This window comes from Pseudomonas sp. IT-P258 (assembly GCF_949767825.1).
Taxonomy (GTDB): domain Bacteria; phylum Pseudomonadota; class Gammaproteobacteria; order Pseudomonadales; family Pseudomonadaceae; genus Aquipseudomonas; species Aquipseudomonas monachiensis.
Map to the genome: position 1 here is coordinate 350,267 of NZ_CATKPU010000043.1, position 14,417 is coordinate 364,683.

General features: G+C 57.4%; 10 protein-coding genes and 1 pseudogene. 6 read left to right on the forward strand and 5 right to left on the reverse strand.

Annotation, left to right across the window (positions count from 1 at the left end; genetic code table 11):
• The first annotated feature begins 231 nt into the window (after window positions 1-231).
• The 5 genes and pseudogenes from putP to ACM6G4_RS17510 form a co-directional block, all read left to right on the forward strand.
• Entirely contained in the window at window positions 232-1,716 is a 1,485-nt protein-coding gene (gene putP / locus ACM6G4_RS17490) for a sodium/proline symporter PutP (RefSeq protein ID WP_414914196.1), read from the forward strand.
• Between the two features lie 288 nt (window positions 1,717-2,004).
• Window positions 2,005-3,417: a PAAR domain-containing protein gene (locus ACM6G4_RS17495; RefSeq protein WP_414914197.1), complete on the forward strand. Its 1,413-nt coding sequence runs from the start codon at window positions 2,005-2,007 to the stop codon at window positions 3,415-3,417.
• 587 nt (window positions 3,418-4,004) lie between these two features.
• Window positions 4,005-4,391 carry a hypothetical protein gene (locus ACM6G4_RS17500; RefSeq protein WP_414914198.1) on the forward strand — a complete coding sequence of 129 codons (387 nt, stop codon included), beginning with the start codon at window positions 4,005-4,007 and terminating at the stop codon, window positions 4,389-4,391.
• Between the two features lie 440 nt (window positions 4,392-4,831).
• Window positions 4,832-5,161, forward strand: a complete 330-nt coding sequence (locus tag ACM6G4_RS17505; protein ID WP_414914199.1) for a hypothetical protein — start codon at window positions 4,832-4,834, stop codon at window positions 5,159-5,161.
• A 9-nt stretch (window positions 5,162-5,170) separates the two neighbouring features.
• A pseudogene (locus ACM6G4_RS17510) lies at window positions 5,171-5,281 on the forward strand (sodium:proline symporter); the annotation flags it as partial.
• 87 nt (window positions 5,282-5,368) lie between these two features.
• Here ACM6G4_RS17510 and ACM6G4_RS17515 read toward each other — a convergent pair.
• Complete coding sequence (locus ACM6G4_RS17515) at window positions 5,369-5,863, reverse strand: DUF2165 family protein (RefSeq protein ID WP_056725574.1); 495 nt, start codon at window positions 5,861-5,863, stop codon at window positions 5,369-5,371.
• Window positions 5,864-6,070: 207 nt separating this feature from the next.
• Between ACM6G4_RS17515 and ACM6G4_RS17520 the strand changes: the two genes are divergently transcribed.
• On the forward strand, window positions 6,071-6,907 hold the full coding sequence (locus ACM6G4_RS17520) for a 23S rRNA (adenine(2030)-N(6))-methyltransferase RlmJ (protein WP_056725572.1): 837 nt from the start codon (window positions 6,071-6,073) through the stop codon (window positions 6,905-6,907).
• 99 nt (window positions 6,908-7,006) lie between these two features.
• On the opposite strand, the gene msrA is transcribed toward ACM6G4_RS17520, so the two are convergent.
• The 4 genes from msrA to aceF all read right to left on the reverse strand — a co-directional run bounded on the left by msrA (window position 7,007) and on the right by aceF (window position 14,410).
• On the reverse strand, window positions 7,007-7,657 hold the full coding sequence (msrA, locus tag ACM6G4_RS17525; RefSeq protein WP_223541748.1) for a peptide-methionine (S)-S-oxide reductase MsrA: 651 nt from the start codon (window positions 7,655-7,657) through the stop codon (window positions 7,007-7,009).
• A 199-nt stretch (window positions 7,658-7,856) separates the two neighbouring features.
• On the reverse strand, window positions 7,857-10,550 hold the full coding sequence (locus ACM6G4_RS17530; RefSeq protein WP_056725568.1) for a putative bifunctional diguanylate cyclase/phosphodiesterase: 2,694 nt from the start codon (window positions 10,548-10,550) through the stop codon (window positions 7,857-7,859).
• A gap of 229 nt (window positions 10,551-10,779) precedes the next feature.
• Window positions 10,780-12,174 (reverse strand): alkaline phosphatase D family protein, encoded by a 1,395-nt coding sequence (locus ACM6G4_RS17535; protein ID WP_409078559.1) that lies wholly within the window; start codon window positions 12,172-12,174, stop codon window positions 10,780-10,782.
• 271 nt (window positions 12,175-12,445) lie between these two features.
• A complete protein-coding gene (aceF, locus tag ACM6G4_RS17540) occupies window positions 12,446-14,410 on the reverse strand; it encodes a dihydrolipoyllysine-residue acetyltransferase (protein ID WP_414914200.1) in 1,965 nt (654 codons plus the stop codon).
• Window positions 14,411-14,417: the final 7 nt, after the last annotated feature.

The following is a 14,417-nucleotide window of genomic DNA, read 5'->3' on the forward strand; positions in this document are numbered from 1 at the left end:
TCCGACTGGGTGCAACTTATTCTCGAGAAACTGGTTGCACCTTATTTGCTTTGTTGAATAGCATTCGCGCCCAAGGTGCAACCCGGAAAAAACCGGGTGCTCCGGCTGATGGCTTTCCTGGGGAAACATCAGTCATAAATGCGCGGGAATCCGGATCGTCTGTCAAACGTATGCGTTTGCGAGCGGTTCACCAGCCGCCGCTACATAAAAACAAAGCCAGGGCGTAACTTAATGAGCGTAAGCAATCCAACCCTGATCACGTTCGTGATCTACATCGCAGCAATGGTGCTGATCGGCTTGATGGCCTATCGCTCCACCAACAACCTTTCCGACTACATTCTGGGCGGCCGCAGCCTGGGCAGCGTTGTGACCGCACTGTCCGCCGGTGCCTCCGACATGAGCGGCTGGTTGTTGATGGGCTTGCCCGGCGCGATCTACATGTCCGGTCTTTCCGAAAGCTGGATCGCCATCGGCCTGATCGTCGGCGCCTACCTGAACTGGCTGTTCGTCGCCGGCCGTCTGCGTGTGCAGACCGAGCACAACGGTGATGCACTGACCCTGCCGGACTACTTCGCCAGCCGTTTCGAAGACAAAAGCGGCCTGCTGCGGATCATCTCCGCGGTCGTGATCCTGGTGTTCTTCACCATCTATTGTGCTTCCGGCATCGTGGCCGGTGCCCGTCTGTTCGAAAGCACCTTCGGCATGTCCTACGAGACGGCGCTGTGGGCCGGTGCCGCGGCGACGATTGCCTACACCTTTATCGGCGGATTCCTGGCTGTAAGCTGGACCGATACCGTACAAGCCACCCTGATGATCTTCGCGTTGATCCTGACGCCGGTTATCGTGCTGCTGGCCACCGGCGGCGTCGACACCACTTTCCTGGCCATCGAAGCGCAAGATCCAAGCAACTTCGACATGCTCAAGGGCACCACTTTCATCGGCATCATCTCGCTGATGGGCTGGGGTCTGGGCTACTTCGGCCAGCCGCACATCCTGGCGCGTTTCATGGCTGCCGATTCGGTTAAGTCGATCGCCAAGGCCCGTCGCATCTCCATGACCTGGATGATCCTGTGCCTGGGCGGCACCGTGGCTGTCGGCTTCTTCGGTATCGCCTACTTCTCGGCGCACCCGGACATGGCTGGCGCAGTCTCCGAGAACCACGAGCGTGTGTTCATCGAACTGGCCAAGATCCTCTTCAACCCATGGATCGCGGGTATCCTGCTGTCGGCCATCCTGGCTGCGGTGATGAGTACCCTGAGCTGCCAGTTGCTGGTGTGCTCGAGCGCCCTGACCGAAGACTTCTACAAGACCTTCCTGCGTAAATCCGCTTCCCAGGTTGAGCTGGTATGGGTCGGCCGTGCCATGGTGCTGTTGGTTGCCCTGATTGCTATCGCACTGGCGGCCAACCCGGAAAACCGTGTACTGGGTCTGGTGAGCTACGCCTGGGCCGGTTTCGGTGCCGCATTCGGTCCGGTCGTGCTGATCTCCGTAATCTGGAAAGACATGACTCGCAACGGCGCACTGGCCGGTATCCTGGTCGGCGCGATCACCGTGATCGTGTGGAAACACTTCGAACTGCTGGGCCTGTACGAAATCATCCCTGGTTTCATCTTCGCCAGCCTGGCGATCTACTTCGTCAGCAAAATGGGCACGCCGACTGCCGGCATGTTCCAGCGTTTTGCTGCTGCAGAGAGTGATTACCGCCTGAACAAGTGATGAGAGGTGGGTTGAACTCTACCCATATCCTGATAAAAGAACGGCTCGCAGCTTTATGTTGCGGGCCGTTTTTTTTGCTAGCCAAGTCCAAAAAACAAGCATTGGCCCTCCAATATCCGTGGTCCTTTTCAGTATTGGTCGTGAGAAATTTCCTGATTTTCTCGGCTGTCTTGAGTTTCCTTTCCGTCCACGTACTTTGCGTTAGGCCGCTCATCCCGAGTCGGCGATATCCATCGTTAACCGTGGCGCGTTCTCATAACTGAGGCGCCGTAGAAAGGGAGAACAGCAATGGCCAAGGGATACTTCATTCGCGAAGGTGACGAGACCACTTGCGGTGGCAAAGTTTTGGAGGGCGATACTCATATCATGATGTTTGGCTTCGCCCATGCGCGCGACGGTGATCGGGTTTCCTGCGGAAAAGACAATAAAATCTACGTGATCACTGGCGGTGTTTCATACATCAAAAGCAACGGCAGGATGGTGGCGGGATCGCTGGATAGCTTCAGTAGTTGTCCTTGCAACGCCGGGCTTATCCCATCGCAGTCCACGGCGAAGTACGAGTCCAACCGCAGCGCGGAAACACACACCATGCGGGCCGCCACAGGGCAGGCTTCGCCCGCTGCAACCGGCGCTCCGGTCGTGTCACGATCATCCAGCTACGCGCCTGCATCAAGCTCTCCCGTGCCGATGCGTGACAACAGCGCGCAAGCAGCAGAGCCAGGCTTTTACATCGTTCCGAAGAGCACCACGCGCGAAGAGCTTGAAGCCTCGCTGTTCACCCTGCGCGACCCGTCGGTGATGGGTAAATTCAAGCTGCTCAATCCCAACCTGGGCGACGTCAAGGCCGGCTCGATGATCGTGCTGAGCGACCCCAATAACTACCAGTGCACCCGTGAAGAAGCCCTGCTCATGGACGTGGCAGCCAGGACCAACCAAGTGCTTGAAACGCTCAGCCCGGAAGAGGCGGATTTCATGGTGCAGCACCGTGATGCCATCCAGACCTTCCTGGGCCATGGCTCGACCGCAATAGGCGTTGGCGCGAGTATTCTCAAAAACAATCTGGATAACGTCAGCGACACCCTGAGAAAAATCGAAGCGTTGCATCAGCATTCATTTCTGCGCGATGGCCACTTGAGTTCACCAACGTTTCTGGCAGAGCGCCAAAAGCTGCTCGCTCAACTCGATATCCACCTGACAAGCCTGGCGCGCAAAGGTATCGGTTTCCCCGACCACCCCAATTTGAATCGTGCAATGTTCCTCTCGCCTCCCAGCTTGGTTCATCGCTGGACTGAAGCCGGTGGTGTAGGGCAGATGCCGGGATACGCTACTCACCTTGAGGGTGTGGCCGGGGCTTCCAAGTACCTCAAGTATGGTGGTTGGGTCGGCACGGCCATTGGTGGAGGGGCGTCGGCTATGAAGGTACAGGAAGTGTGTACGGCGGGGAGTGCCGAAGCTTGCGAACGAATCAGGTTTACGGAAGCGGGGAGTTTTGCGGGTGGGATTGGGGGCGGTGCATTGGCAGGCGGGATAACTGCTCCGTTAGTAGGAGTTCTCTGCATCGGGCTAAGTGTACCTACAGCCGGCCTTGCGCCATTGGCATGCGGTATTTTGGTGGTTGGAGTCGGTTCATACGCTGGAGGAGAGTTGGGCGGTGCATTCGGTGAAATGGTTGGCGATAAAATTTACGACTCTATGAAATGACTATCGCTGATGTAATATTCATTAGTGTGTGTGGTCTCGTTATTATTGGCCAATTCCTGTGCATTGGGGCAGCTTTGTATCTGAGTCACACTAAGGGTGACTTGATGTCATCGCACTTCAAAAGCAGCTCATCCCTCCTGACTCTCGGCATATATAAACGTTCAAGCCTTTATGGCAGGATGCAGTTGATAGGAAACATCTCTAGTATTCTTACATTTCCTAGGTTTTTCCTTAAGCGAGGTCTAGCCAGTGCTGAGGACATAGATAGCTTCCCGCTCTCACTTAAGCGTCAGCTTGTAATGCTGCAATGGAGTTTTATCGGACTTATCGTTGCAATGGTATTGCTGGTCATAATAGGGAAAGCGGATCTCCTCCATTAGTCGAAAAGTGGGCAGCCGACCTGGTGGTGTGCCCATTATTTACACCCGTTCGCTGCTCGGCCTGAACAGATGGATCGAAAACAAATGAAGCCCCGAGTAAAGAAATGCAAAAAATGTGGAGTGCTGGATAGAGAGGGCTTATCGCTAATAGAAGGTCGGCACTGTCTTTCATGTCAATTAAAAATATACGAGGCAGGAAGCTTTAATATGTTGAAGGAGGCGCCGCTGCGATTAAAAGTCATACTCGGTGGGGTTTCTTTGGTTTTTATAATGCTTTCAGTGTACGCAATTTATCATCAGCATCTCCTTTTGCCTGGAGGCGCTCGCAGCCAACCATTTATGGTAGAGTTTTCAGGGCTTGGAGTACTAATGCCGGTATTTTCATTAACGATGTTCTCAATAAGCTTTTTGTCTTTAATTATTTCAAATTATCATCGGCGCTCTAGCGAGAAAATCTATAAAAAAATAATAAAGAATAGCTTTTACGCGGGTTGGATTTTGTATTTTATTTCGATATTTTTTTCGGAAATAATTAGGAAGCTAGCAGTTGGCGATTTACAAGCGCCTCGCAAGTCTCAGCAGCGCTTTGAATGAGGCACATGAGCTGTTTGGCATTAGAGGGGAAGGTCCATCGACAAGGCTCTTCCTTTGTGCCATTCAGTCTCAAATTTATTTGGTGGATTGGAGCTGTTGCGGTTTTTCCGGGCAGGGTCCTAGGACTTTTCCTTCAAAACCTAACGGTTTTCATGAACTGGTGCGATGTGAGATCCATCGATAGTCTTTGGCGGTCACTGACAATTCAGTGGCGGGGTGTAGGAACCTCTCAAGACCGTTAGAGCTACTTTGGCGTCACAGCCTGTTTTGCGGCCGTTTGCATGCGGCCGTAAGATCAGTTGCGGCGGCTATGCGCGGGCACGCTTCGGCGTGGTCGAGTTTTGCTCTAAGGGTCTCGATATTCCTACCCCGTGCATAGCTGCCACCCTAGCCCGTAGGAAGGCTAATGGCAGGTCCATTTCTTCCTTAGAGCATTAAAAATGAAATCAATACATCCCGACCCACCCTACGAAAAACCAATCCCCCATCCCGACAACCGCTTCATGGCATTGACCGGCAACTGCACCGATATGCCCACCCTGTTCGTCGACACCCATGCGCCACTCGACATCCTTACCGACGCCGCCAACTACAGAATCCGCGCAGTCACCCAAGTGCTTGAGAACTTGTCCATGCGCGGTTCGATCGAGTGCGAATCCTTCATCCTCAGCGATTTCGCCTTACTCTGCGCCATTGCGTTGCGCGATGGCTGTGATGTGCTGGATGTGGTTGGGCGGCGGTTGCGGGCGGGGCCTACAGCGGCGGCATAAGATCAAAAGATCCTGGGCTTCATCTTCGCCAGCCTGAAGATCTATATCGTCAGTAAATTGGGCGCACCGTCTGCGGGCACGCTGCAGCGATTCGCCGCGGCGGAAAGGACTTCATGCTGAGCAAATGAGGTTTTCAGCGAGGCATTAGCTTCCTGATTGAAGAAGACGGCACGCATCCGATGGATGCGGGCCGTTTTTTATTGGGGATCAGTCAAGATCGGCATCGGGCTGATTCAGAAAGATCAGCACACCCAGTATTGCCATGTAGAACCTGAAGGCTGCGTCCTGACCATTCCAAATATCGGATTGCCACATCAGAAACCACTCGCCTCCAACAACCATGAAGCCGAAAAACCACACGAAAAACCCTGTCGTCAAACCCGCTACGGCCCACTTCCTGGCCAGTCTGAACTCATGCCCACCGGCTGACCGCGAGCGCCAGAGCTGTAGTGCGCCGTAGCCAAGAAGTCCACAGGTAATGGCTTCGCCAAGGATGATCAGCCAGTAAGCTCCATGCCACACCCAAGGCAGATCAATTGCGCGATACCGGGCGGCGTTGTCAGGGAAGGTGGTATCCATGCTCAGCACATGCCGGACGAAGTTGAAGTTGGAACTGTAGTCGGTGATGTTGTTGAACACGGTCATGAAGGCGAATGCGGCGAGCGCCAGGGTCATTGCAATCTTTGCGTAGCGAATGGTCATTTGTGCGTCCTTTGCTTTTTTCGACAAAGAACGCTATCACGCCGGTTTGCAGGTTCGGGAATCTTCCTGTTGTGAGGCGTTTCTGAATTTGTCGATCGATGGTGCGTGCTTGTTGCCGCTATGAATGCTCGAAGTGTCCGCTCAGCCGCCAACCCCTGACTTGCCGGCCGGTAAAAGGTAAACTTCCCGGCCTTCGCAGGAGCAGCCATGAATTATCGTCACGCCTTCCATGCCGGCAATCACGCCGATGTGTTCAAACACCTGACCTTGACCCGCCTCATCGCCCTGATGTCGCGCAAGGAGCAGCCGTTTGCCTATCTCGATACCCACGCCGGCATCGGTCTGTATGACCTTCAGGGTGACCAGGCCAATCGTACCGGCGAGTACCTGGAAGGCATTGCGCGTTTGTGGGATCAGCCGGATCTGCCGATCCTGACCGCTGATTACATGCAGGTGCTGCACGAGATGAACCCGGATGGCCAGTTGCGCTATTACCCGGGCTCGCCGGAGCTGGCGCGACGCCTGACTCGCCCGCAGGACCGTGTGTTGCTCAACGAGAAGCACCCGGAAGACGGCCTGCTGCTCAAGGACAACATGGCCGGTGATCGCCGGGTCAAGGTGCACTTGGGCGAGGGCTGGCATGTGCCCCGGGCCTTGCTGCCGGTGCCGGAGAAGCGTGCGGTGATGCTGATCGATCCGCCGTTCGAGCAGCTCGACGAGATGCAGCGTTGTGCTGCGTCGTTGAAGGAGGCGATTGGCCGGATGCGCCAGACCGTGGCGGCGATCTGGTACCCGGTGAAGGATCAGCGTGCCCTGCGCCGCTTCTATCAGGACCTGGCCGGTACTGGTGCGCCGAAGTTGTTGCGGGTGGAGTTGCTGGTGCATCCGCTGGATACGCCGAACAGCCTGAACGGTTCCGGGCTGGCGATTGCCAATCCGCCTTGGGGGCTGGAGGAAGAGTTGCGTGAACTGCTGCCGTGGTTGTCCCGGAAGCTGGGGCAAACCCAGGGTGGGTGGCAGATGGATTGGTTGATTGCCGAGTAGTAGCTGCATGATCAAAAGATCGCAGCCTGCGGCAGCTCCTACAGGGCTATGCGTACACCCGTAGGAGCTGCCGAAGGCTGCGATCTTTTGTTTTGGCGATCAGATCGGGCAGGTCACGCCGGTACCACCAATGCCGCAATAACCTTCCGGGTTTTTCGCCAGGTACTGCTGGTGATACGTCTCGGCAAAGTAGACGGTCGGGGCCTGGTCGATTTCGGTGCTGATTTCACCGAGGCCGGCCTTGGACAGCTCGGCCTGGTAGGTTTCCTTGCTCTTGAGCGCCGCGTCCAGTTGTTCCTGGCTGGTGGCGTAGATCGCCGAACGGTACTGGGTGCCGATGTCATTGCCCTGGCGCATGCCCTGCGTCGGGTTGTGCAGTTCCCAGAACATCGCCAGCAGTTCTTCGTAGCTGACCTTGGCCTTGTCATACACCACCAGCACCACTTCGGTGTGACCGGTCAGGCCCGAGCAGACTTCTTCGTAGGTCGGGTTCGGCGTGAAACCGCCGGCGTACCCGACCACGGTGCTGACCACGCCTTCACGCTGCCAGAAGCGGCGTTCCGCGCCCCAGAAGCAGCCGAGGCCGAAGATCGCGAAGTCGACGTCTTCGAAGAACGGGCCGAGCAAGGGGGTGTCTTTAAACACAAAGTGCTTTTCAGGCAGGGTCATCGCGGTTTCGCGACCGGGCAGAGCTTGTTCTTTAGTCGGGAGCACGTTTTTGTTCACCAGAATTTCCGAGCGCAGAACCATGATCAGTCCTCTCAGTCAGGTTGGGTTGTAAATAAACAGGCCGTCAGTGTGCCCAATACCTGCCCGATACGCACTACCTTGTGGGAGCGGGCTTGCTCGCGAAGGCGTTGAGTCAGTCAGTAACCACGGCTCTGACACACCGCATTCGCGAGCAAGCCCGCTCCCACAGGTTTTTTGTCATCCACAGGTTCTGTGTCTGTCAGGCGATTGGGCCACGGGGGTAGCGTTTGAGCTTGTCGACCAGCTCATTGCCCGGGATCGGACGGTCGAACAGGTAGCCCTGGCCGACGTCGCAGCGGTGACGGCGCAGGAACGACAACTGCTCGGCGGTTTCGATGCCTTCAGCCACGACCTTGAGCTTCAGGTTGTGGGCCATGGCGATCACCGCGGAGGTGATTTCCATGTCGTCCTGGTTGTCCGGGATTTCGTGGATGAAGCTTCGATCGATCTTGATGATGTCGATGGGGAATTTTTTCAAGTAGCTGAGCGACGAGTAACCGGTGCCGAAGTCGTCCATGGCCAAGGTCAGGCCCAGGCGCTTGAGCTGGTCGAGTTGCAGGTGGGTGTCTTCGGTGGCTTCCAGCAGCAGGCCTTCGGTCAGCTCCAGCTCCAGCAAATGAGCCGGCAGGGCTTCTTCCTTGAGGATGTTGGCAATGGAGGCCACCAGGTCCGGATCGGAGAACTGCTTGGGCGACAGGTTGATCGCCACTTGCAGGTTGCCCAGGCCGGCGGCGGTCAGCGCTTTGCTCATGCGGCAGGCCTGGCGGGCGATCCATTTGCCGATCGGAATGATCAGCCCGGTTTCTTCGGCGACGCTGATGAACTGGTCCGGGCGGATCATGCCCTTTTCCGGATGGTCCCAGCGCAGCAGCGCTTCCATACCCAGCAGGCGACCGCTGCGCAGGCACAGCTTGGGCTGGTAGAACACGTCGAGTTCGTTCTGGGTCAGGGCGCGGCGCAGGTTGTTTTCGACGAACAGCTTGTAGCTGGCCTCGGCGTTCAGCGCTTCGGTGAACACTTGCACCTGGTGTTTGCCGTTGGCCTTGGCCTTGTGCAGCGCTAGCCCGGCGTTGCGCATCAGGGTTTGCGGGTCGCGCCCGTGCAGCGGCGCGCAGGCCAGACCCACGGAGCCAGTGACGCTGATCAACTGGTTGTCGACGAACATCGGTTTGTCGAGGGTCGCCAGCAACTGGTTGGCTACTTGCTGGCCTACCGTGAGGTCGCTGTTGTCCAGCAACACGGCGAATTCGTTACTGGCGAATCGCGCCAGGCTGCCGCTCGGGATCAGGCTGTTGCGCAGGCGTCGGGCCAGGCTGATCAGCAGTTTGTCGCCGGTCTGGTGGCCGAGGCTGTCGTTGATCCGCTTGAAGTTGTCGATGTCCACCAGCAACAGGCTGATCGGCGCATCGCTGTCACGGGCGAAGCGTTCATCGAGGTTGCGGATGAACGCCGGGCGGTTGCCTAGGTTGGTCAGGTTGTCGGTGTAGGCCAGGCGCTCGATACGCTGCTGGGCAAGCTTGGTCTGGGTGATGTCTTCGTAGATGCCGATGTAGTGGGTCAGCTCGCGGTTGTCGCCGTAAACCTTGGAGATCGACAACTGGCCCCAGTAGGGTTCGAGGTTTTTCCGGCGGCTCTTGAATTCGCCCTGCCAACTGTTGCTCTTGGCCAGCGCCGAAGGCGCATCGAACAGCAGCTCGCTGAGGTTTTCCAGGGCCGGCAGTTCTGACAGGCGCTGACCGTGCACTTCTTCGGTGGAATATTGGGTGATCGCGGTGAAGCTCGGGTTGACGTATTCCACCACACCATCGCAGTTGACCAGCAAGAAGGCGTTGGCACTTTGTTCGACTGCGCGCTGGAACAGGTGCAGGGCGCTGGTGGCTGTTCGCCGATTGTGGTTGCTGATGACCTGGGCAAACTGGTCCGCCAGTTCTCCGGCGAAGGCAATTTCATCCGACTGCCAGTCGCGGGTCGCCCCGGTCTGCTCCAGGCACAAAACGCCGACCACTTGGCCATCGACGCGGATACTGGCGTCGAGCATTGCGTTGACATCGCGCGGGCGCAGGCTTTCAGCCATTTCCCGGGTACGCGGGTCGCGCATGGCGTTATGGGCGTCGATGGCACGGCCGGTGTGCAGGGCGTCGAGGTAGTCGGGGAAAACGCTGACATCGATCGGTTGCGGCAGCAGGTATTGCTGATTCGTGCGGTGATAGGCCGAGATCGGCACCAGCATCGAGCCTTCGAGGTGCCACAGGCTGGCACTGTCGATTTCGTAGATGTTGCAGGCGCTGCGGGTGATCAGCTCGGCGGCTTCGCGCAAGGAGTTGTTGCTGCTGTAGCGTTGTCGGGTGAGCAGCAGGATCAGGTCCTGCTGGGCACGCACCCGCTCCAGGTGCAGCAGTTGTTCCTGCTGGGCACGCTGATTGAGCTCCAGGGCGATTTGCAGGCGCGAGTTCTGGGTTTCCAGATCCAGGGCCGCTTGCAGCGGGTCATCCTCGAACAGGCCGTCGATGACCAGCAGGTAGCCGCGCAGCAGGTGTCGATTGTGTTGTTTGAAGGCTTCGCCCAGTTCAAGCAGGGTCAGGGAGCCAGAGGTGGTGTGCAGGGTGTAGCGGATCAGGTAATGCGTGCTTTCGCTCAGTTGCTGCTGGATCGCGTCGTGCAGTTGATAGCGCGCTTGCGGTTCCATCAGGCTGGCGTAGGGCGAGCCCACCAGCGCACACAGCTCAACGGCGGGGAGGCCGAACTGGCGTTCGCAATTGGGGTCGAGAAACAGCAGTGCCCAGCTGGGTTCATTAAGCCGTTCGAAACGCAGCATGCCGAGCCGCGAGGGCACAGGCAACTGCGTCACTACCTCGGCCACCATACGGCTGGCGGCATCGGGTTGGCTTTTCATGGAGGGAAACTCGCTTCGAATATGCTGAACGCGCCGGGCTCTCGCCCTCTTTACTGTTGCCTGCGGCAAGGTTGCATCATTGCGACACCGACTGACAAGAGAGATGAAGGCCAAGTGCTATAAGAATATGTCGGCAGGTGCGAAGATTTCTGAAGTTTCCAGTGAAAAGTATTGCTATTGATCAGGTCGCAGCCTTCGGAGTCGTCTCGAAGGCCGTGATTTTTTGCCGTCAACGCAATTCAATGGCTGTCGATTGCAATAGCTCGCCATCGCGATCGTGGTAATTGACCCGGATGCGTTTTGCGTCGATAACCAGATGCGCGAAGTTATCCTGACTGATGACTTTACCGGTCAGTTCCTGCCGATATTCGCCTGCGGCGGTCCGTGCCAGCGGACGGTCGAGGATAAAGCCGGATTGACTGGCATAGGGCAGCAGCCTGGAGTTGCACAGGGGCGACGAGACGATGGTGTGCACTTCGAAGCCCGGGTCTTCGCTGTGGGTCAGTCGGCTGGTCATGGAGGCGTGGACGTCACCGGCAACGAATATGACATTCTTCAGCCGGTACAAACGAATGGTCTCCAGCAACCGCAGCCGTTGCGCGGGAAATCCGGCCCAGGCATCATTTCCGTTTTGCCTGGCATCGGGGAAGAACATCACACTGGTGACCACCAGTTTGACCCGCGCAGGGCTGTGGATCAGCCATTGGCACAAGGCATATTCTTGTTCGTTATCAAGCAGGCGCCGATCATTGGCGGATAGATTGCGCCGGGTGCGACCATCGGTGACAAACCATTCGATATCGCCATCGCTGAACTGATACCAATAGTGCTTCGCCAGTCGGCTGATCCGGCCATCGTCAAATAATTCAAATACCGGGCTGTGGCTGGCTTGATATATCTCATAAGCACTTATGGCGTTGTTATATAAAATATCATCGCCTGATTTTTTCTTGTCTGGCCAGTTATCTTCAATTTCGTGATCGTCGAGGATCATGTAAGTCGATATATTGGCCATTAATCTGGAAATATGTGGCTGAGAGAACGCCGCACGGTATTTCGCAAGTATTTGCTGATATTCGCGATCAGGCGCGAAAAAATTCAAATCGTCGACATAGATCTGATCGCCAGTCATCAACATCGCGCTGACCGGCGGGTCGGCTTGCTGTGCCAGCTGAGCAATCGAGGCAAATATCCGGTCGCCCCACTCTGGCGCCGACGCAACGCCGGCGGTCATTCTCAGGTAGCGACATGAGCCGACGAAATAGCCACGTGGCGTGGCGAACGAGCCGGAACGCGTACGCAAGTGATAGAGCTCCTTCGGCCATCGCAGCGGTAGTTCCTGCAGTGAATCCGCGGTGTGCCCGGCACTCCTGGTACTGAACCAGCCGGCCTGGTATTCATATTCGGTATCGGGCGCCAGGTTATCGAGAACCAGGACATCGGACATATCTTGCAGACTTGTCAGCTTTGCAAAGATTGTTTCGATCCATTGTTCATGCCCGGATCGGCGATAACGGATGCCGGCAAATACGGGTGCATTCTTTTGTGCTGCGCCACGCACAAATATACGTGCATGATTAGTTGTAGTGTGGCCAATAATTGGCCCAATAGTTGGTTTGAACATGCTTGAGTCCATTCGCTGCCAGTTAATGGATAGTTGGTTGTTTCGGATGTAATGGAGGGTATTCAGCCAAGACTAGTTATTTGGCCTGAATAAATATCTGGCAGAAATGGATTCGATTTGTGGGCGATATCAGCCACAAATGTAGGAAGACGTTTTAAGTAAAAGTTTCAGGCAAAAAAAGCCCCGCCAAATTGGCGGGGTTGAGGTACGAGCGTGGCGCTCGGAAACGTGGAACGCAACTGGCCCTCCGGTGAAGGAGGGCCGGTCGGTGTTACAGGAGCATGGTGCGGATGTCGCCCAGCAGATCGCTCAGACGCTTGGTGAAGCGTGCAGCAGCGGCGCCGTTGATCACACGGTGATCGTAGGACAGCGACAGTGGCAGCATCAGTTTCGGCTGGAAGGCTTTGCCGTCCCAGACTGGCTGGATGGTTGCCTTGGAAACACCGAGGATCGCCACTTCCGGCGCGTTGACGATCGGCGTGAAGCCGGTGCCGCCAATGTGGCCGAGGCTGGAAATGGTGAAGCAGGCGCCTTGCATCTCGTCCGACGAAAGCTTCTTGGTCCGGGCTTTTTCAGCCAGGGAAGCAGCTTCGGCGGCCAGTTGCAGCAGGCTCTTCTGGTCGACGTTCTTGATGACCGGTACCAGCAGGCCATCCGGAGTGTCGACGGCGAAGCCGATGTTCACGTATTTCTTGCGGATGATCGCTTTGCCGCTTGGCGCCAGCGAGCTGTTGAAGTCCGGCAGTTCCTTGAGCAGGTGCGCACAGGTCTTGAGCAGCAACGGCAGGATGGTCAGCTTGACGCCGGCCTTCTCTGCAACGGCTTTCTGGGCAACGCGGAACGCTTCGAGCTCGGTGATATCCGCCGAGTCGAATTGCGTCACGTGCGGCACGTTCAGCCAGCTGCGGTGCAGGTTGGCTGCGCCGACCTGCATCAGGCGGGTCATCGGCACTTCTTCGACTTCACCGAAGCGGCTGAAGTCCACGACCGGAATCGGCGGGATGCCCGCGCCACCGGTTGCACCGGCAGCAGCGGCCGGCGCTTCCTTGGCCTTCTGCATCATGGCCTTGACGTAAACCTGCACGTCTTCCTTCAGGATGCGACCGTGCGGACCGCTGGCGCCAACGGCACTCAGCTCGACACCGAATTCGCGGGCCAGTTGACGCACGGCAGGGCCGGCGTGAACTTTTGCACCCGGCCTGGCTGGCGCGGCGGCCGGCGCAGCAGCAGGTGCAGCGGCGGCGGCAGGAGCAGCAGCTGGAGCAGGTGCGCTCGGAGCGGCAGCAGCAGCAGCGGCAGGTGCCGGTGCGGCGGCCGGAGCGGCGCCTTTGACTTTCAGTTTCAGGATCAGGTCGCCGGTACCGACTTCGTCATCGAGCTTGATGGAAACGCTTTCCACCACGCCAGCGGCAGGCGATGGAATTTCCATGCTCGCCTTGTCGGATTCCAGGGTGATCAGCGACTGGTCGGCCACAACGGTGTCGCCGGCCTTGACCAGGACTTCGATGATCTTGGCCTTGCCCGCCGAACCGATGTCCGGAACGTGGATGTCCTGAACGCTGTCGGCAACCGGTGCAGCCGGAGCTGCTGCAGGAGCAGGCGCAGCGGCGGCAGCTGGAGCGGCAGCCTGGGCCGGAGCAGCAGCCGGTGCCGCAGCACCCGCCACTTCCAGATCCAGGATCAGGTCGCCGGTGCCGACTTCGTCGTTGAGCTTGACGCTGATGGCCTTGACCACGCCAGCGGCTGGTGACGGGATTTCCATGCTCGCCTTGTCGGACTCCAGGGTGATCAACGATTGATCAGCCGCGACGGTGTCGCCGACCTTGACCTGGATCTCGATGATCTGGGCCTTGCCCGACGAACCGATGTCCGGCACGTGCACTTGCTGAACGCTGGCGGCAGCCGGCGCAGCAGGGGCAGGCGCGGCGGCAGGTGCCGCAGCCGGTTTGGCCTCAGCCTTGGCAGCCGGTGCAGGGGCAGCCGCAGGGGCCGCTTGCGCGGCACCTTCGACTTCCAGTTCCAGCAGTTCGTCGCCTTCTTTCAGGCGATCGCCCAGCTTAACTTTCAGGCTCTTGATGATACCGGCCTTCGGCGCAGGCACTTCCATGCTCGCCTTGTCCGACTCAAGTGTCAGGATGCTCTGGTCGGCTTCGATACGGTCGCCGACCTTTACAAACAGTTCAATTACTTCACCTTCACCGCTGCCGATGTCAGGTACGCGAATGAGTTCGCTCACAGAATCT